21 protein-coding genes are annotated in these 18,711 nt (G+C 64.6%); 14 read left to right on the top strand and 7 right to left on the bottom strand.

All coding sequences use genetic code 11. The annotated features are described in order from the left end of the window. Window positions 1-31: 31 nt before the first annotated feature. Entirely contained in the window at window positions 32-964 is a 933-nt protein-coding gene (locus HNS34_RS04330; protein WP_172318388.1) for an AEC family transporter, read from the bottom strand. A 109-nt stretch (window positions 965-1,073) separates the two neighbouring features. Between HNS34_RS04330 and HNS34_RS04325 the strand changes: the two genes are divergently transcribed. After that, entirely contained in the window at window positions 1,074-1,688 is a 615-nt protein-coding gene (locus HNS34_RS04325) for a TetR/AcrR family transcriptional regulator (protein WP_172318386.1), read from the top strand. Here HNS34_RS04325 and HNS34_RS04320 read toward each other — a convergent pair whose 3' ends face one another. Together HNS34_RS04320 and HNS34_RS04315 are read right to left on the bottom strand one after the other, a co-directional pair. Continuing rightward, entirely contained in the window at window positions 1,689-2,081 is a 393-nt protein-coding gene (locus HNS34_RS04320) for a hypothetical protein (RefSeq protein ID WP_172318384.1), read from the bottom strand. A gap of 61 nt (window positions 2,082-2,142) precedes the next feature. Then, the gene (locus tag HNS34_RS04315; RefSeq protein WP_172318382.1) at window positions 2,143-3,255 is read right to left on the bottom strand and encodes an S-(hydroxymethyl)glutathione dehydrogenase/class III alcohol dehydrogenase; all 1,113 of its coding nucleotides are present in this window, start codon (window positions 3,253-3,255) and stop codon (window positions 2,143-2,145) included. Window positions 3,256-3,390: 135 nt separating this feature from the next. On the opposite strand from HNS34_RS04315, the gene HNS34_RS04310 reads away from it, so the two are divergent. From HNS34_RS04310 to infB, 8 genes are all read left to right on the top strand, one after another. After that, window positions 3,391-3,744, top strand: coding sequence for an I78 family peptidase inhibitor (locus tag HNS34_RS04310; protein ID WP_172318380.1), 354 nt, complete (start codon window positions 3,391-3,393; stop codon window positions 3,742-3,744). Between the two features lie 19 nt (window positions 3,745-3,763). Further along, window positions 3,764-4,093, top strand: coding sequence for an I78 family peptidase inhibitor (locus HNS34_RS04305; RefSeq protein WP_214647419.1), 330 nt, complete (start codon window positions 3,764-3,766; stop codon window positions 4,091-4,093). A gap of 27 nt (window positions 4,094-4,120) precedes the next feature. Next, window positions 4,121-4,411 (top strand): hypothetical protein, encoded by a 291-nt coding sequence (locus HNS34_RS04300; protein WP_172318378.1) that lies wholly within the window; start codon window positions 4,121-4,123, stop codon window positions 4,409-4,411. A gap of 21 nt (window positions 4,412-4,432) precedes the next feature. Continuing rightward, complete coding sequence (locus tag HNS34_RS04295; RefSeq protein WP_172318376.1) at window positions 4,433-4,891, top strand: hypothetical protein; 459 nt, start codon at window positions 4,433-4,435, stop codon at window positions 4,889-4,891. A gap of 119 nt (window positions 4,892-5,010) precedes the next feature. Beyond that, window positions 5,011-5,598: a ribosome maturation factor RimP gene (gene rimP / locus HNS34_RS04290; RefSeq protein ID WP_172318374.1), complete on the top strand. Its 588-nt coding sequence runs from the start codon at window positions 5,011-5,013 to the stop codon at window positions 5,596-5,598. A 5-nt stretch (window positions 5,599-5,603) separates the two neighbouring features. Next, window positions 5,604-7,226 carry a transcription termination factor NusA gene (gene nusA, locus HNS34_RS04285; RefSeq protein ID WP_172318372.1) on the top strand — a complete coding sequence of 541 codons (1,623 nt, stop codon included), beginning with the start codon at window positions 5,604-5,606 and terminating at the stop codon, window positions 7,224-7,226. Window positions 7,227-7,251: 25 nt separating this feature from the next. Then, window positions 7,252-7,881, top strand: coding sequence for an RNA-binding protein (locus tag HNS34_RS04280; protein ID WP_172318370.1), 630 nt, complete (start codon window positions 7,252-7,254; stop codon window positions 7,879-7,881). Next, window positions 7,878-10,355 (top strand): translation initiation factor IF-2, encoded by a 2,478-nt coding sequence (gene infB / locus HNS34_RS04275; RefSeq protein WP_172318368.1) that lies wholly within the window; start codon window positions 7,878-7,880, stop codon window positions 10,353-10,355. The genes HNS34_RS04280 and infB overlap by 4 nt, the downstream gene beginning before the upstream one ends. Before the next feature lie 78 nt (window positions 10,356-10,433). Here the strand turns inward: infB and HNS34_RS04270 are convergent, their stop codons facing one another. Beyond that, the gene (locus tag HNS34_RS04270; protein ID WP_172318366.1) at window positions 10,434-10,931 is read right to left on the bottom strand and encodes a c-type cytochrome; all 498 of its coding nucleotides are present in this window, start codon (window positions 10,929-10,931) and stop codon (window positions 10,434-10,436) included. 186 nt (window positions 10,932-11,117) lie between these two features. Between HNS34_RS04270 and hslV the strand changes: the two genes are divergently transcribed. From hslV to HNS34_RS04245, 5 genes are read left to right on the top strand one after another with little or no spacing between them, the layout of a single operon-like run. Further along, on the top strand, window positions 11,118-11,675 hold the full coding sequence (gene hslV, locus HNS34_RS04265) for an ATP-dependent protease subunit HslV (protein ID WP_172318364.1): 558 nt from the start codon (window positions 11,118-11,120) through the stop codon (window positions 11,673-11,675). Then, window positions 11,672-12,757, top strand: a complete 1,086-nt coding sequence (locus HNS34_RS04260) for a hypothetical protein (protein WP_172318362.1) — start codon at window positions 11,672-11,674, stop codon at window positions 12,755-12,757. Before hslV ends, HNS34_RS04260 begins: the two co-directional genes overlap by 4 nt. Continuing rightward, a complete protein-coding gene (hslU, locus tag HNS34_RS04255) occupies window positions 12,754-14,061 on the top strand; it encodes an ATP-dependent protease ATPase subunit HslU (RefSeq protein ID WP_172318360.1) in 1,308 nt (435 codons plus the stop codon). The genes HNS34_RS04260 and hslU overlap by 4 nt, the downstream gene beginning before the upstream one ends. 39 nt (window positions 14,062-14,100) lie before the next feature. After that, entirely contained in the window at window positions 14,101-15,189 is a 1,089-nt protein-coding gene (locus tag HNS34_RS04250; protein ID WP_172318358.1) for an alpha/beta hydrolase, read from the top strand. Beyond that, window positions 15,186-16,412, top strand: a complete 1,227-nt coding sequence (locus HNS34_RS04245; RefSeq protein ID WP_172318356.1) for an MFS transporter — start codon at window positions 15,186-15,188, stop codon at window positions 16,410-16,412. The genes HNS34_RS04250 and HNS34_RS04245 overlap by 4 nt, the downstream gene beginning before the upstream one ends. On the opposite strand, the gene HNS34_RS04240 is transcribed toward HNS34_RS04245, so the two are convergent. From HNS34_RS04240 to HNS34_RS04230, 3 genes are all read right to left on the bottom strand, one after another. Then, a complete protein-coding gene (locus HNS34_RS04240; RefSeq protein WP_172318354.1) occupies window positions 16,395-17,000 on the bottom strand; it encodes a Smr/MutS family protein in 606 nt (201 codons plus the stop codon). The genes HNS34_RS04245 and HNS34_RS04240 overlap by 18 nt on opposite strands. 3 nt (window positions 17,001-17,003) lie before the next feature. After that, entirely contained in the window at window positions 17,004-17,969 is a 966-nt protein-coding gene (mltA, locus tag HNS34_RS04235; RefSeq protein ID WP_235952616.1) for a murein transglycosylase A, read from the bottom strand. Window positions 17,970-18,032: 63 nt separating this feature from the next. Beyond that, a complete protein-coding gene (locus HNS34_RS04230) occupies window positions 18,033-18,695 on the bottom strand; it encodes a Tim44/TimA family putative adaptor protein (protein ID WP_172318348.1) in 663 nt (220 codons plus the stop codon). Window positions 18,696-18,711 lie beyond the last annotated feature (16 nt).

The following is an 18,711-nucleotide window of genomic DNA, read 5'->3' as shown; positions in this document are numbered from 1 at the left end:
CCTAACCCGCAGGCGCCGCCCCGGCAAGCCGTCACAGAAGCGGGGTGACCCAGGCGATGACCAGCGACACGCTCAGGATCGAGACCATGGTCGAGATCAGGATCGAGGCCGAGACACGTTGCGGCGCGACGCCGTAATGCTGCGCCAGGATATAGACATTGCCCGCCACCGGCAGCGAGGCCGCCGCGATCATCACGCCCGCGTCGAACGCCGGCACGGGAAACAGGATCAGCGCGGCAAAGGCGACGGCGGCGGGGTGCAGCACCAGCTTGCAGAAGCTGAGCCAGCCCGCGACCGACATGCGTTCCGCCGATTTGCCCGCCAGCGACGCCCCGATGGCAAAAAGCGCGCCGGGCGTGGCGGCAGCCCCCAGGATGGTGAGGAACTCATTCGCCACATCGGGGATCGGGATCGAGAGACCCGAGAACGCCAGCCCGAGGCTGATCGCCACGATCATCGGGTTCCTGATCAGGCCAAGCCCCACCGTCCTGAAGATCGCCAGCGACATCCGCCCGTCGCGCGATCCCGTGATCAGGATCGTGATGAGGCTGGAGAACACGACAAGATCGACCGCCAGCACCATCAGGACCGGGCCCGCCGCGGCCTCGCCCATCAGCACGACCAGCATCGGCACGCCCAGAAAGCCGGTATTGCCGATCACCGCGCATTGCGCCTCGACCGCGGCCTCGGCAATGCCGATCCGGCGGATCATCGCGACCATGGTGGCCAGCAGGTAGACCACGCCGCAGCCCCAGAGATAGGCGGCCACGAACCACCAGTTGAAGATTTCCGAGATCGACAGGTTGGCGGAGAAGTTGAACAGCATCGCCGAAAGGGCGAAGTAGAAGACGAATTTTGTCAGGTAGGCCGTCGCCTCGGGCGTGAAGAACCCCGTGCGCCCGGCCTGAAACCCGAGCGCGATCAATCCGAAGAAGGGAAGGGTTTTCAGGAAGATCTCGACCATTTGGCAAAGGGCTATGGCATCCGCGCGAGGCTGTCCAGCGGCCAGATCGCTTGCCGAACTGAACCGATCGGTTTAATATCCGGTTTGGACGCGACGAAGGGATCACGACGTGAACGCACCTGTGCGCAAGGGCCGGAAATACGACCAGGTTCTGGAAGGGGCCCGGTCCGTTTTCATGCGCGAGGGGTTCGAAGGCGCCAGCGTGGACCAGATCGCCCGCGATGCGCACGTGTCCAAGGCCACTCTCTACAGTTACTTCCCCGACAAGCAGTCCCTCTTCCTGGCCGTCATCACGCATGATTGCGAGATGCAGGCGCGCGGCGCGATGTCCGAGGATATCGTGCAAAAACCGGTGCCCGAGGCGCTCTATGCCATTGCCCATTCCTTCGTGTCGTTCTTCCTGACCGGGTTCGCCTTGCAGATGTTCCGGCTTTGCGTCGCGGAATCCATGCGCTTTCCTGAGCTTGGGCGCGCCTTCTATGAGACCGGGCCGCAGAACGCGCAGAACCAGATCATCGCCTATCTGGAAACCCCGCGGGCGCGGGCGGAGCTGGAGATCGAGGACAGCTATGTTGCCGCCGATCAGCTGCTGCAAATGTGCCGGACGGATCTCTTGCTGAAGCGGCTCTTCGGCGTGGTCGGTGACGCGTCCGAGGACGAGATCGACCGCATCAGCCGCGAAGCGGTCGCGACCTTCCTGGCCCGATACCAGCGCAGGCCCTGACTACTTGCCGCTATCACCGGCCGGTGCCCCGGCCATCTGCTGGTCCCAAAGCTCCTCCAGCCGGTCGGCCACGGATTCGCGTGCATCATTGTCGCTGTCGGAGTTGAAGACGATCAGGAACGGGGCGACTAGGCCGGCCTCGATCGGGCAGATGAACAGCGCATCGACAACCTCGCCGCGCATGTCGTAGCCGCCGATGGTCCATTCGCTGCGCCCGGTGAAACCGTCGCCGCCATAGGCCATGCGGTAGGCATCCACCGTCGCTTCGGCCATTCGCATACATTCGTCGCGATCTTCCATCGACCCCAGGTCGGCAATGGTCCAGCCCTCGGCCCCCGCCGCCCCGGCAGAAAGCGCCAGGGCAATCCCGGCGGAAATCAGCGGCTTTCTCATTTCAAACTACCCTCCCCGGAATGAATCGGGTGCCGGACCGGGTCGGGCCCGGCACCGTCCGTCAGTATACCACAACCGCGCGGATCGATTCGCCTTTGTGCATCAGGTCAAAGCCTTCGTTGATCTCATCGAGGCTAAGGATATGGGTGATCATCGGGTCGATCTCGATCTTGCCGTCCATGTACCAATCGACGATCCCCGGCACCTCGGTGCGCCCGCGCGCGCCGCCGAATGCGGTGCCTTTCCAGGTGCGCCCGGTGACAAGCTGGAAGGGCCGGGTGGAAATCTCGGCCCCGGCGGGGGCAACCCCGATGATCACCGATGTGCCCCATCCCTTGTGGCAGGCCTCAAGCGCGGCCCGCATCACCTGCACATTGCCGGTCGCGTCAAAGGTGTAATCGGCTCCGCCGCCGGTCAGCTCCACCAGATGCGCGACCAGGTCGCCCTCGACCTCGGAGGGGTTGACGAAATCGGTCATGCCGAATTCCTCGGCCATCTTGCGCTTGTCCTCGTTCAGGTCGACACCGACGATCTGATCGGCCCCCGCCATGCGCAGACCCTGCACGACGTTGAGGCCGATGCCGCCGAGACCGAAGACAATCGCGGTGCTGCCGATCTCGACCTTGGCGGTGTTGATCACCGCGCCGATGCCGGTGGTCACGCCGCAGCCGATATAGCAGATCTTGTCGAAAGGCGCGTCGTCGCGGACCTTGGCCAGCGCGATCTCGGGCACCACGGTGTGGTTGGCGAAGGTCGAGCAGCCCATATAGTGGTGGATCGGCGTGCCATCCAGCATCGAGAATCGCGTCGTGCCATCGGGCATCAGCCCTTTGCCCTGCGTTTCACGGATCGACTGGCAGAGGTTGGTTTTCGGGTTCAGGCAGTATTCGCATTCGCGGCATTCCGGCGTGTAGAGCGGAATCACGTGATCGCCCGGTTTCAGAGAGGTGACGCCGGGCCCGACCTCCAGCACCACGCCCGCGCCCTCGTGGCCGAGAATGGCGGGGAATATGCCCTCGGGATCGGCGCCCGAGCGGGTGAATTCATCGGTGTGGCAAAGCCCGGTGGCCTTGATCTCGACCAGAACCTCGCCCTCCTTCGGGCCTTCGAGGTTCACTTCCATGATTTCCAGCGGTTTTCCGGCTTCCAAAGCCACGGCGGCACGGGTGCGCATGATTGTCCCTTTCCTGATGCTTGCTTGGGTCAAGCCTGTGCCAAAAGCGGTGGCTTTTCAATGGTGGTGATGGTGGGGGTTGTGCCGAATCTCTATATGTGTATATTAAACACTAATTAGAGGAGACACTCAATTATGAAATGCCTTATTCTTGCCGCAGCCCTTGCCCTGACCGCCGCCCCGATGGCCAGCGCGCAATTCATTGCCACACCGGGTCAGTTCATGCCCACCCCCGAGGCGAACACACACCCGGTCATCGGCGTCGGTGGCTGGACCGGCATCCCCCAGCCCCCCCGGAACGATGGTTGCGGTGCCGGTTCCATGCAGTCCTATGTCGGGCAGCCCCTGTCCTATGCCTATGCGACCGATGCCGCCATGAATGCCCGCATCCTGCGCCCCGGCATGATCACCAACATGATGTATGACGCGCAGCGGCTGAATTTCCACGTCGATTCAGGCGACACGATCACCCGCATCGCCTGCGGCTAAGGCAGAAGGATTTCCAGCCATGAAACGCCATATGCTCGCCACCGCCCTGGCCCTGACCGCCGCGCCGATGGCCAGTGCAGAAATCTTCATCACGCCCATAGCTCCTGAGCTTCCACCGGGAATCGCTTCTGAGCCGGTCGGTTGGGGTAACGATCCAAGCCAGCCCTGCGGCGCGAACTGGCTGCAAGGAATGGTTGGTCAACCCCTGTCCTATGCCTATGCGACCGATGCCGCGATGAACGCCCGCATCTTGCGGCCCGACGCGGTCGTGACGATGGACTACATCCCGCATCGCCTGAACTTCCATGTCGATAAGGCCGATATGATTTCGCGCATCGCCTGCGGCTGAACGCACGCCATTCAAGGAGACCCCGATATGAAACGCCACGCCCTTGCCGCCACTCTTGCCCTGATTGCCGCCCCGGCCCTGGCCGATAGCGACCCGCAGCCTCCTGCCATGTTCCTGACGGTCGAGCCCGCCGCCGATACCTGCCATGCCGGTGCGCTGGCCTATCTGATCGGTGTCCCCGCCGAGAATGTCGACGGGCTGGAACAGATGGGCCGCGTCTCGTCCCCGCATTCAATAGGCACGACGGATTATCTGCCAAGCCGCCGGAACATCGGTGTCGACGAAAACGGCATCATCACCGGCGTGACCTGCGGCTGACCCGAGAAAGAGACCATAGACATGAAACATCTTCTCATCCTCACCGCCCTGACCCTGCTGACAGCAGGGGCCGCACAGGCCAACCGCATCATCCAACCCTATTGTGGCGAAGGCAGCGCCTGCCAGGCAGCCATGGAAAACACCGCAAACCCGAACTATGCCGCCCTGAGCGCCAATGATGCCGGGCCAAGTTGGGAACTGGGCCCTGTCAGCCCAATTGCCGACTCGGTCGCCGTGTGTACCGCCACCGAAGGCTGCGACCCGGTCCTCCGCACCCCGGTTGTGGTTGGCAACGACTGTTCGCTGTCTGAACCTGAGAGCTTCCTTGGCCATAATATCTCGATCCTCGCGGACTATCCCGACCTGTGGGTGCGCGTCTTTGACCCTGATCACCTGGTCGGGACGACGGATTACTGGCCCGGGCGGATCAACCTGACCACCGATGCGGATGGGGTGATTGTCACCGCCGGATGCGGATGACTTGCGCCCGGCGCTGATTCCCCCTATATCCCCCTCAACAGCGGCGCGTCGGCCTCCACCCCCGACGCTCCACCGGGAACTATCAACGGGCCGCGCGCCCGTTTTTTTGTGTTGGACCCATGTCAGACCTGATCGCCAAGACCGCCATCGACAAACGCCTCGCCGAGATCGTCACCCCCGTCATCGAAGGGTTGGGGTTCGAACTGGTGCGCCTGCGCCTGATGAGCGGCAAGACCAAGACATTGCAGATCATGGCCGAGCGCCCCGATGGCAGCATCGACGTGGACGATTGCGGCCAGATTTCCACCGCCGTCTCGGCGCTGATGGATGTCGAGGACCCGATCGAGGACAATTACGCGCTTGAGGTCTCCAGCCCCGGCATCGACCGGCCCCTGACCCGGCTCAAGGATTTCGATACCTGGCAAGGCTACGAGGCCAAGCTGGAAACCACCGAACTGATTGACGGGCGCCGCCGCTTCAAGGGCGAGCTGGCGGGCGTCGAGGGCGATGAAGTGCTGGTCAACCTGCCCGAGGGCGGCGAGACCGTGACGGTCGGGCTGCAATTCGACTGGCTCAGCGATGCCAAGCTGGTGCTGACCGAAGACCTGATCAGTGAAATGCTGCGCCAACGCAAGGCGGCGGGACTTATTGACGAAACCCAATTCGACGAGATCGAAACAGAGATGCCTGACCGGGCGGAGGACTGAAGACAATGGCAATCACGTCTGCAAACCAGCTGGAACTGCTGCAAACCGCCGAGGCGGTGGCCCGCGAGAAGATGATCGACCCCGGCCTGGTGGTCGAGGCGATGGAGGAAAGCCTCGCGCGGGCCGCCAAGTCGCGCTACGGCTCGGAGCTGGATATCCGCGTCCATATCGACCGCAAGACCGGTCGCGCCACCTTTACCCGCGTGCGCACCGTGGTCGAGGAGGTGGAGAATCACTTCACCGAGTTGAGCGTGAAGGAAGCGCAGGAATTCAAGGAAGGCGCGGTTGCCGGCGATGAGATCGTCGACGAGGTTCCGCCCGTGGAAATGGGCCGGATCGCCGCGCAATCGGCCAAGCAGGTGATCCTGCAAAAGGTGCGTGAGGCCGAGCGTGACCGCCAGTACGAGGAATTCAAGGACCGCGCCGGCACGATCATCAACGGCCAGGTCAAGCGCGAGGAATATGGCAATGTCATCGTCGACATTGGCCGGGGCGAGGCCGTGCTGCGCCGCAACGAGAAGATCGGCCGCGAAAGCTATCGCCCCAATGACCGCATCCGCGTCTATATCAAGGATGTGCGCCGCGAGCCGCGCGGACCGCAGATCTTCCTCAGCCGCACCGCGCCGGAATTCATGGCCGAGCTGTTCAAGATGGAAGTGCCCGAGATTTATGACGGAATCATCGAGATCAAGGCCGTCGCCCGCGACCCCGGCAGCCGCGCCAAGATCGCCGTGATCTCCTATGACAACGCCATCGACCCGGTCGGCGCCTGTGTGGGCATGCGCGGCAGCCGTGTGCAGGCCGTGGTCAACGAGCTTCAGGGCGAAAAGATCGACATCATCCCGTGGAACGAGGATGCGCCGACCTTCCTTGTGAACGCGCTGCAGCCCGCCGAGGTCTCCAAGGTGGTTCTGGACGAGGATGCGGGCAAGATCGAAGTGGTCGTGCCGGATGACCAGCTGAGCCTTGCGATTGGCCGCCGTGGTCAGAACGTGCGCCTGGCCAGCCAGCTGACCGGGCTCGACATCGACATCCTGACCGAGGACGAGGAAAGCGCCCGCCGCCAGGCCGAGTTCGCCGAGCGTACGCAGATCTTCATGGACAACCTCGACCTCGACGAATTCTTCGCGCAGCTTCTGGTTTCCGAGGGCTTCACCTCGCTGGAGGAGGTCGCCTATGTCGAGCAGGACGAACTTCTGGTCATCGACGGTGTCGACGAGGACACCGCGCAGGAATTGCAGGCCCGTGCCCGCGACTACCTGGAAGAGCAGAACAAGAAGGCTTTGGAACACGCCAAGGAGTTGGGCGTTGAGCAGAGCCTCATTGATTTCGAAGGGCTGACCCCCCAGATGTTGGAGGCATTGGGCGAGGACGGCGTCAAGACGCTGGACGATTTCGCCACCTGCGCCGATTGGGAACTGGCCGGCGGCTGGACCACGGTGGACGGGCAGCGCGTCAAGGATGACGGGCTGCTTGAGAAATTCGATGTCAGCCTGGAAGAAGCGCAGAACATGGTGATGACCGCGCGCCTGCAACTGGGGTGGGTGACCATCGAGGAACTGGAAGAACGCGCCGCAGCCGAGGCGGAAGCCGAAGCCGCCGCCGCAGAAGAGGAGGCCGGAGCCTGATCGCAGGCTTCGGAACCTGACCGGAATGACCCGGGGTGGCCAAACCAGAACCAGCGATGAGCCCGAACGGCGCTGCATCGCGACCGGCGAAAGCCAGCCCAAATCCGGGCTGATCCGCTTTGTCGTGGGTCCGGACGAGACGATCGTGCCGGACCTGCTGGAAAAGCTGCCCGGTCGCGGCATCTGGGTCTCCGCGGATCCGGCGGCGCTGGCCAAGGCGGTGGAGAAGAACCTCTTCAGCCGGGGCGCGAAACGCAAGGTGACCCTACCGGATGACCTGGTCGCCCAGGTCGAGGCGGGGCTGGCGCGCCGCGTGGTGGACCTTGTCTCGCTGGCGCGCAAATCGGGCCATGCGGTTGCCGGGTTCGAGAAGGTGAAGATATGGCTTGCTGAGGGGCGGGCCAAGGTATTGCTCCAGGCCGCCGATGGCTCGGAGCGTGGAAAAACGAAACTCTGGACGCCGGAGGGAGGCCGATATTTCGGCTGTCTGACGTCCCAGGAATTGGGTTTGGCTTTCGGCCGCCAAAGTGTGATACATGGCGCGCTGGCGGCTGGTGGACTCGAACGACGTGTTGTAGAGGAGGCCTCGAAGCTGCGGGGCCTGCGCGGCACATACGGCGAAAACCTCGCCGAGAAGGATGCGAAAGACGTATGAGCGATCAAGACGGTAAAAAAACCCTGGGGCTTTCCGGTGGCGCGCGCAATGGCCGCGTGAACCAGAGCTTCTCGCGCGGGCGGACGAAAAGCGTTGTGGTGGAAACCAAGCGCAAGCGTGTGGTCGTGCCCAAGCCCGGATCCTCGAGTGGCGGTGCTGGCGGTGAAGCCGTCAAGCGCCCCTCGGGCGTGTCCGACGCCGAGATGGAGCGCCGCCTGAAGGCGTTGCAGGCCGCGAAATCCCGCGAGGCCGAAGAGGCCGAGACCCGCGCCCGCGAGGAGCGTGAGCGCGAGGAGGAACGCGAACGCCGCCGCGCCGAGATCGAGGCCAAGGAACGCGAAGAGCGTGAGCGCGAAGAGGCGCTGAAGGCCAAGGAAGAGGACGACCAGCGCCGCCTGGCCGAGGAGGAAGCGCGCCGCACCGCCGAAAAGGCCGCGACCGACGCCCCGGCCCCCGCGAAATCCGCCGATCCGCAGCGCGCGCCGGTCAACAAGCCCGGAACGCCGACGCCCCGCCGCGACAAGGATCGCGACGACAAGGGCGGGCGCGGCAAGGCCCCCGAGCGCGATGGCCGCCGCACCGGCAAGCTGACCGTGAACCAGGCGCTTGCAGGCCGCGATGGCGGACGCCAGCGGTCGATGGCCGCGATGAAGCGCAAGCAGGAGCGCGCCCGGCAGAAGGCCATGGGCGGCCCGGTCGAGCGTGAAAAGATCGTGCGCGACGTGCAGGTGCCGGATTCGATCATCGTCTCCGAGCTTGCCAACCGCATGGCGGAACGCGTCGCCGACGTGGTCAAGGCGCTGATGAACATGGGCATGATGGTCACGCAGAACCAGCCCGTTGATCAAGATACCGCCGAGCTGATCGTCGAGGAATTTGGCCACAACATGGTTCGGGTCTCCGATTCCGACGTGGAACAGGTCATCGACTCGGTCGAGGACAAGCCCGAGGATCTGGTCTCGCGCCCGCCGGTCATCACCATCATGGGCCATGTCGACCACGGCAAGACCTCGCTTCTGGACGCGATCCGCAACGCCAAGGTCGTCGCCGGTGAGGCGGGCGGCATCACGCAGCATATCGGGGCCTACCAGGTCACCACCGACAAGGGTGCGGTGCTGTCCTTCCTCGATACGCCGGGCCACGCGGCCTTTACCTCGATGCGCGCGCGCGGTGCCCAGGTCACGGATATCGTGGTTTTGGTCGTGGCCGCCGATGACGCGGTGATGCCGCAGACGGTGGAGGCGATCAATCACGCCAAGGCCGCAGGCGTCCCGATGATCGTCGCGATCAACAAGATCGACCGCCCCGCCGCCGACCCCAACAAGGTCCGCACCGACCTGCTTCAGCACGAAGTCGTGGTCGAGGGCATGTCGGGCGACGTGCAGGATGTCGAGGTTTCGGCCATGACCGGCCAGGGCCTGGACGACCTGCTGGACGCCATCGCGTTGCAGGCCGAAATCCTGGAACTGAAGGCCAACCCCGACCGCTCCGCCTCGGGCGCGGTGATCGAGGCGCAGCTGGATGTGGGTCGCGGCCCCGTCGCCACGGTTCTGGTGCAGAACGGCACCCTGAAACAGGGCGATATCTTCGTCGTCGGCGAACAATGGGGCAAAGTCCGCGCGTTGGTCGATGACAAGGGCGAACGTGTGAAAGAGGCCGGTCCGTCGGTTCCGGTCGAGGTTCTCGGCCTCAACGGCACGCCCGAGGCGGGCGACGTCCTGAACGTCGTCGACACCGAGGCACAGGCCCGCGAAATCGCCGATTACCGGACCCAGGCCGCCAAGGACAAGCGCGCCGCAGCCGGTGCCGCGACCACGCTCGATCAGCTTCTGGCCAAGGCCAAGGCGGATGAGAGCGTGGCCGAATTGCCGGTCTTGATGAAAGCCGATGTGCAGGGGTCCGCCGAGGCGATCGCGCAAGCGCTGGAGAAGATCGGAAACGACGAAGTGCGTGTGCGCATCCTTCATGCCGGTGTGGGTGCCATCACCGAAAGCGACATCACCCTGGCCGAAGCGTCCGGCGCACCGGTGATCGGCTTCAACGTCCGGGCCAATGCGCCTGCACGCAACGCGGCCAACCAGAAGGGTGTCGAGATCCGCTATTACTCGATCATCTACGATCTGGTGGATGACGTGAAAAAGGCGGCCTCTGGTTTGCTCTCGGCGGAGGTGCGCGAGAACTTCATCGGTTACGCCGAGATCAAGGACACGTTCCGCGTCACCGGCGTCGGCAATGTCGCGGGCTGCCTGGTGACCGAAGGCGTGGCCCGCCGCTCCGCCGGGGTGCGCCTCTTGCGCGACAACGTGGTGATCCACGAAGGCACGCTGAAGACGCTCAAGCGCTTCAAGGACGAAGTGAAAGAGGTCCAGTCCGGCCAGGAATGCGGCATGGCGTTCGAGAATTACGACGATATCCGCAAAGGCGATGTCATCGAAATCTTCGAGCGCGAAGAGGTCGAGCGCAGCCTGACCTGACACCGGGCTACGGGAACAAGAGAAAGGCGCGCCGCCGGGTCCGGGGGCGCGCCTTTCTCGTTCTCGGTGACGGATCGCCTACTCGGACGCGTCCTCTTCCATTTCATCGTCCTCCATTTCATCGTCCTCCATCTCGTCGGGACCGAGCGAGACAATGAAGGCCCAGAGGTTGGCCACATCCTCTTCATCCACCCGCTGCGGGGACATCGCGCTGCGCAGGCGGCTGTTGCCGGTGTATTCGCGCAGGAACTCGGTGGCGTTCGGGACATACTCGCTGAAGGTCTCCTCATTCCAGACCAGCCCGGCCTCGGCGGCCTCAAGGATGCCGGGACCATAGCGGAAATCCTCGATGCTGGCGGCGGGACGCCCGGAGATGCCGTAGAGGTTCGGCCCGGTACGCCCGTTGCGGCCGGCCAGCACGTTGCCCTCGGGGTCGCGCACGACGTGGCAGGCGATACATTGGCGGAACGCCGCCTCACCGGCTTGGGGATCACCGGACGGGGCGGCCTCATCGCTGTCGGCAAACGCCATCGGCGCGGCCAGCATAGCGGCTGCAAAGCTAAGGGTACGGATCATTCTAGTCCTCCTGATAATCACATTCGCGCAGTGAGTGGCAATATAGTGCGCCATCGCGGCGGGGAAACCCGAAAGAATTGTCACGGGCGGGCGCAGCGAGCCGGGTCGTGCCCGTGCCTTGCGGCCCCCTCTCTTGCGGCCACCCGGCCAGATGGTCATATAGGCCACGCAACCAAGGAGATCGGCATGAGCAATTCGGAGTTCCCCGGCTGGCACGGCACCACGATCATCGGCATCCGCAAGGGCGATGAGGTCGTTGTCGCGGGTGATGGCCAGGTCAGCCTGGGTCAGACCGTGATCAAGGGCTCGGCCCGCAAGGTGCGCCGCCTGTCTCCCGGCGGCTATGACGTCGTGGCCGGGTTCGCAGGCTCTACCGCCGATGCTTTTGCGCTGCTGGAGCGGCTGGAGGCCAAGCTGGAGGCCACGCCGGGTCAATTGCAGCGCGCCAGTGTCGAACTGGCCAAGGACTGGCGCACCGACAAGTACCTGCAAAAGCTGGAGGCGATGCTGATCGTGACCGACGGGTCGGAACTCTACGTCATTACCGGCGCGGGCGATGTGCTGGAACCCGAACACGGGATTGCCGCCATCGGATCGGGCGGCAACTATGCCCTCGCGGCCGCCCGCGCGATGATCGACACCGACAAGGACGCCGAGGAGATCGCCCGCAGCGCCATGCAGATCGCGGCCGATATCTGTGTCTATACCAACGGAAATCTGACGGTCGAGCGGATCGGCAAATGACCGACATCACCCGCGACGACATCCGCGCCGCCGTCGGCGCGGGCATGATGACCGAGGCGCAGGCGGCCTCGCTGGTGGCGCTTTCGCAGACCCGCAGCGGGGTGCGTCAGCACATGTCGGGGCTGGATGAGCCGTTCGAGCTGTTCCGTGGGTTCAACGAGGTCTTCATCATCGTGGGTCTCGTCATCCTCTATTCGGGCTGGCTTGGCGTCACCGGCATCACGCTGACCAACTTCACCGCCAACGGCTCCACCTGGACCTTGATCTACGCGCTGATCGCCATCGCGGTGATCGGCCTCCTGGCGTGGTATTTCACCCTGAAACGACGGATGGTCGGCCCCTCCATCGTGCTCGCCATCTTCTTCGCGCAGGCGGCGGGTCAGTTGGGGGCGGCGCTTGGCTGGATGATGCAGGCGAACCTGCCGCAATGGCTGACCATGGCGGCGGGCACGGCGACGGTGCTTCTTGGCGGCTATTACGCGATATTCCGGGTGCCGTTCACCATGGCGCTGATCGCGGGCGGCGTGTTCCTGACGGCCTTCGGGCTTGTCTCGCTTGGCGGCACCCTGCCCCAGGATCCGCGTGACATGTTCCTGCTGACCAATGACGGCCCCTTCGCGATCCTGACCATGGCGCTTGGGCTTGTCGGCCTGATCGTGGCGCTCTGGTTCGACATGAGCGACCCGCATCGCCTGACCCGCCGCGCGCAAAGCGGGTTCTGGCTGCATGTCATCGCCGCACCCGCCATCGTCAACACCGTGGCGCTGACCCTGTTCGAGATCGGAACCCTGTCGGCGCAGGCCAGCCTGATCGCCTTCGTCGCCGCCATGGCGATCTTTGCCATCGTGATCGACCGGCGGTCCTTCCTTGTCTCGGCGGTCGGCTATATCGTGGCCCTGTCGATGACGGTGATCGAGGATAACGCCTTCTTCGTCATCCTTGGCCTCGGCCTTGTCCTGGTGCTGCTTGGCGCGAAATGGGAAGCGATCCGCCGCACCGTCCTGAACGGCCTGCCCCGCTTTCCCGGCAAGACCCGCCTTCCCCCCTGGCAGATGCTGCCCAAAGAGGAGCCCGCACCATGACCGACATGACCCCGCGCGAAATCGTCAGCGAGTTGGACCGCTTCGTGATCGGCCAGAAGGACGCCAAGCGCGCCGTGGCCGTGGCCCTGCGCAACCGCTGGCGGCGCAAGCAGCTGTCCGACGACCTGCGCGACGAGGTCTACCCCAAGAACATCCTGATGATCGGCCCCACCGGCGTCGGCAAGACCGAGATCAGCCGCCGCCTGGCGAAGCTGGCCCATGCGCCGTTCCTCAAGGTCGAAGCAACCAAGTTTACCGAGGTGGGCTATGTCGGGCGCGACGTGGAACAGATCATCCGCGATCTGGTCGACAACGCCATCATCCAGACCCGCGCCCATATGCGCGAGGAGGTCAAGGCCCGCGCCGAAGCCGCCGCCGAGGATCGCGTGATCGAGGCCATCGCAGGCTCCGACGCCCGCGAGCAGACCCGCGAGATGTTCCGAAAGAAGCTGCGCGACGGCCTGCTGGACGATCATGAGATCGAGCTGGACGTGGCCGACACCTCCAACCCGATGAGCATGTTCGAGATCCCCGGCCAGCCGGGGCAGAACATGGGGATGATGAACCTCGGCGACGTGTTCGGGAAAGCCTTCGGGGGGCGCACCACGCGGCGCAAGATGAAGGTGCGCGACAGCTATGACGTGCTGATCGGCGAGGAGGCCGACAAGCTGCTGGACGACGAGACCGTGACCAAGGCCGCGCTGGAAGCGGTGGAGCAGAACGGCATCGTGTTTCTGGACGAGATCGACAAGGTTTGCGCCCGGTCGGATGCGCGCGGCGCGGATGTCTCCCGCGAGGGCGTGCAGCGCGACCTGCTGCCGCTGATCGAAGGCACCACCGTCTCGACCAAGCACGGCGCCGTGCAGACCGATCATATCCTTTTCATCGCCTCGGGCGCGTTCCATATCGCCAAGCCCTCGGACCTGTTGCCCGAATTGCAGGGCCGCCTGCCGATCCGGGTCGAGTTGCGGGCGCTGACGGAAGAGGATTTCGTGCGCATCCTGACCGAGACCGACAACGCCCTGACCCGGCAATACACCGCCTTGATGGCGACGGAGGAGGTGAAGGTCGCCTTCACCGAGGACGGGATCAAGGCCCTGGCGGGGATCGCGGCGCAGGTCAATCAGAGCATTGAGAATATCGGCGCACGCAGGCTCTATACCGTGATGGAACGGGTGTTCGAGGAGCTCAGCTTCACCGCCCCCGACCGCACCGGGGACGAGATTGTCGTGGATGCCACGTTCGTCGACGATAATCTGGGCGAGTTGATGAAATCCGCCGATCTCAGCCGCTACGTGCTATAGGGGCTGCGAGTCTCCCCGCGATCGGTTAGGGCCGTTCAGATGATCCGTCCTCTCTTCCTTGTTCTGGCCGTGTTTGTTGCCTCCTGCGGGCCGCAACCGCGCATCGAAATGGTGCCGGATGAAACCCAGGTGACGGCGACACGCACCGTCTTCGTCGCCACGAACCGCGCCTTCGAGGACCAGAGCTACAGCGCCGGACGCGAGTCCCAACTGGATTACACGAGGTTCGAGGTCGCGATCCCGCCCGTGCGTGAGGTCGGCGAGATCTCCTGGGCCGAATACCGCTATGATCCGGAGACAGATTTTGGTGTCGTGCGGGCTGACCGCTACGGCAGTGCGGGAGCCTTCCGCAGCCAGATCCGCCGCGAATTGCAGGCGCGTCCCGTCGCCGACCGCGAGGTCGTGGTGTTCATCCACGGCTATAACAACAACTTCGCTTCGGGCCTCTTTCGCGTGGCGCAGATGGCGCATGATTACGACACGGCCGGCGTGGTTGCGCATTTCTCATGGCCCAGTGCGGGCAACCCGCTTGGCTATGTCTTCGACCGCGAAAGCGCGACATTCTCGCGCGATGCGCTTGAGGTGTTCCTGCGCGACCTCTCTGCCGCCGGGGCCGAAAGGATCCTCTTGATCGGGCATTCTGTCGGGGCCAGCCTGGCGATGGAGACCCTGCGCCAGATACGGATTTCGGGCAATGACGCGGTGCTGGACGATCTGTCAGGCGTTGTCCTGATTTCGCCCGATATCGACATCGAGGTGTTCCAGACACAGGCCCGCGCGCTGGAACCCCTGCCGCAGCCCTTCGTCATCATGACATCGCGCCAGGACCGCGCGCTACGACTGTCGGCCGGCATTACCGGGCGGCAGAACCGGCTTGGCAGCATCGGCACGCCCGAGGATGTGGCTGAATTCGAGATCACGCTGATCGACCTTTCGGCCTTCGAGGGCGGGGCGGGCGATTGGGCCAATCACGCGACCTTTGCCACCTCGCCGTCGCTGATCCGGCTGCTCGGGGGCTTCCCGACCTTCGGCGCGGCACAGGAAGAAAGCGCCATCGGTCTCGTGCCCGGAACGGTCCTGACGATCCAGAACGCGACGCAGATCCTGCTCAGCCCCGTCTTGCAATGACGCCGTTCACGACCTTCCTGCGCGACAATGCGGCGTTTCTTTTTGCGGGCGGGCTTCTGGCCTTCACCTCCAGCTTTGGACAGACCTTCTTTATCTCGATCTTCGCGGGTCAGATCATGGAGGAATTTTCGCTCAGCCATGGGCAGTGGGGCGTGATCTATTCCATCGGCACCGCGGCCTCGGCGGCGGTGATGTTGTGGTCGGGCGCGCTGACCGACCGGTTTCGCGTCAGGAACCTGGGGGTTGTTGTGCTGCTTGGCCTTGCCGGGGCCTCTGTCGTCATGGCCGGAAACCCCTGGGGCTGGCTGTTGCCGGTGTCGATCTTCCTGCTGCGGCTGACCGGGCAGGGCATGACCAGCCACATCGCCACGGTCGCCATGGCGCGCTGGTTCGTGGCGACGCGGGGTCGGGCGCTGGCCGTGGCGGGAACCGGGATCGCCCTGGGCGAGGCGCTGCTGCCGCTGCTTTTCGTCTGGGTCATGGCCTTTGTCGACTGGCGGCTTCTGTGGCTGGCGGCGGGGCTGTTCGTGCTGATGGTGGTGCCGCTGATGCACCGGCTGCTGAGGCAGGAGCGTACGCCGCAATCGCTGGCGGAATCGGACAATGTCACGGGGATGCAGGACCGCCACTGGACCCGCGGCCAGATGCTGCGCCACCCGCTGTTCTGGTGCATGCTTCCCGCCATCATGGGCCCGTCCGCCTTTGTAACCGCCCTGTTTTTCCAGCAGGTTCACCTGTCGGAGATGAAGGGATGGAGCCATGTGTCCTTTGTCGCGCTGTTCCCTCTCTACACCACCGTGGTGACGGTGTTCATGCTGCTGTCGGGATGGGCCATCGACCGGTTCGGCACCGCGCGGCTGATGCCCTGGTATCAGGTTCCCATCGCGCTCAGCTTCCTCGTCATGGCCAGCGCCGAGAGCCTCTTTGGCGCGGCGCTGGCCTATGCGCTGATGGGTGTAACCTCGGGCGCGAACGCCACACTGCCCGCCGCCTTCTGGGCCGAGTTCTACGGCACCCGCAACCTGGGCGGGATCAAGGCGGTGGCGACGGCGGCAATGGTCCTCGGGTCGGCCATCGGACCGGCGATCACGGGGCTGTTGATCGACGCGGGCATGCCGTTCACGACGCAAATGTCAGGGATTGCCGTCTGGTTCATCGCATCGTCGCTTCTCCTGACCTTTGGCGTGATCCGCGCCCGCCCCAGTCTAGCGCGAGCGGCGTAGATAGACGTAATAGGCGCCAGCGCCTCCATGGCGCAGGTGCGCCTCGCGGATTTCCAGGACCAGCCCCGACAGGGGGGCCGCGCGCAGCCAGGCGGGAACCTGGTGTTTCAACACGCCGCGGCGCGCGGGGATCGGGCCGGGATCGTCGCGATGTTTGCCCTTGCCGGTGATCACCAGGACCAACCGCTTGCCCTGCGCCTGCGCGCGCTGGATGAAACCGATCAGCGCGGGATGCGCCTGATCCAATGTCATGCCGTGCAGGTCGATCCGGCCCTCGGGGCTCAGCTTGCCGCGTTTCATCTTCTTGTGGGTGGCGTGATCCATGCGGACGGGCGCCGCGGCCAGACGGTCCGAGATCGACGGGGACAGGCGGTGGCCGGGCAGGGCGGGCGGCGCGGTCTCACCGATGCGGAAATCCTGCACCTTGAAATCCGGCTCCGGCGTCCTGGCCGGTGTCGGTTTCGGTTTTGGACGCGATTGGTCAAGAACGGGTTTCTTGGGCTGCGCATTGCGCGTCACGGTCTTGGCGACGGCGGACCACAGTTTCCTGTCCTCATTGCTGAGCGTCCTGGGCGGGCGTCGGGCCATGGCTCAAGCCTCCGGCACGGCCAGATTGGCAAGTTCGATCGGCAAGAGAACGATCATCCGGCCAGGGTCGCGGATGCGGCCCGCCTCGCGCCCCGCCGCGTCGCCGGTGCCGTAGAAGATGTCGGCGCGTTGCGGCCCCTGAATGGCGGACCCGGTGTCCTGCGCGATCATCAAGCGGCGCAGGGGGGCTTCGCCATCCTTCTCGATCCAGACCGGCGCACCGAGGGGCGTGAAATCGGGATCGACCGCAATGCTGCGCATGGTGGTGATGGAGCGGTTCATCGCACCAAGCGGGCCATCCTCCGGGTTGCGGGTGCGGATGACGCGGAAGAAGACGTAGGAGGGGTTGTGATACAGCAGGGCGCGCCCCTCGACGGGATTGCGCCGCACCCAGTTACGGATCACCTGCGCCGAGACCTGATGCGGCTGGTAGATGCCACGCCGGACCAGTTCCTGCCCGACCGAGCGGTATTCATGCCCGTTGCGCCCGCCATAGCCGACCCGGATCACCGATCCGTCGCGCAGGCGGATGCGGCCCGACCCCTGGACTTGCAGAAAGAACAGCTCGACCGAATCGTCGACCCAGGCGATCTCCAGCCCGCGACCCTCCAGCACGCCGCTCTCCTCGATCTCCTGCCGCGTGCGCCAGAGGCCAGTGACCTCGGGGGGCAGGCGATAGACCGGGTAGCGAAAGCGCCCCGTGCGCACGCGCGAGCCGTCAAGCTCAGGCTCGAAATATCCGGTAAAGAGCGCGTCACCTTCGCCGCCGTACATCACGGGGCGGAAGAACAGCTCGAAAAACGTGCGGGCGGCGGGGCGTTGTTGGGCAAGTGCACAGAGGCGGAGCCACTCGCCATCCGTCATGTCGGGGCAGGTGTTCAGGAACACGTCGAGCGCGGCCTCGTGATCATCCTCGGCCCAACCGTCGAGATCGTCGAAACGGAGGATCTCGGCACTAACCTGGGGCATGGCGGGCGTTCCGATGCTGGCGATAAGCGATACCAGCAGTGCTATCAGCCCGCCGCGCATGGGTCATCCGCCAGTGGCAACCAGGACCCAGTTCGGGTTGTCGCTGCCCATCTCGCGGGCAAAGGTCCAGATATCGCGCTGCCGCTTGATGGCGTTGGGGTCGCCTTCGACAACCTCGCCCTCGGCATTGCGCACGACCGAGGTCAGTTCGCCGACGAAGCGGATGGTGATCTGCGCCTCGCTGGTGGCGCGGTCAAATTCGGCCTCCTGCAGGGTCAATTCGCGCACACCGACGAAATTGGCGTCGATTGTCAGGCCCTGCGCCTCGCGCTCGGATATGACGGATTCGAACGTCTCCATCACGTCATCGGCCAGGAAGGGGCGCAGCCCGTCGACATCACCGTTCTCGAACGCCATCAGGATCATTTCATAGGCGCCGCGCGCACCGCCCAGGAATTCCGAGACGCTGAAGCCGGGTTCGGCCATCTTCATCGCGGCCAGCGCCTTGGCCGAATTGCTGCCATCCTCGACATGATCGGTGATGTCACGGTCGGGGCCGCCCTCGATCACCTCGAAATCGCGGCGACGGTCGGGGCGGCTGCGCTCCACCGGGCGCATAGGTTCCGATTCGTGGCCTTCCCGCGTGCCCAACACGCTGCGCAGCTTGAGGATCAGGAATATCGCGATCCCGGCCAGCACCAGCAATTGCAGAAGCGAAGAATTCATCGCGGGACACCTCTTG

Origin of the sequence: Alterinioella nitratireducens (genome assembly GCF_013155465.1) — a bacterium.
Taxonomy (GTDB): Bacteria; Pseudomonadota; Alphaproteobacteria; order Rhodobacterales; family Rhodobacteraceae; genus Alterinioella; species Alterinioella nitratireducens.
Note: the sequence above shows the minus strand (reverse complement) of the source record. Positions and strands in the feature narration are given on the sequence as shown.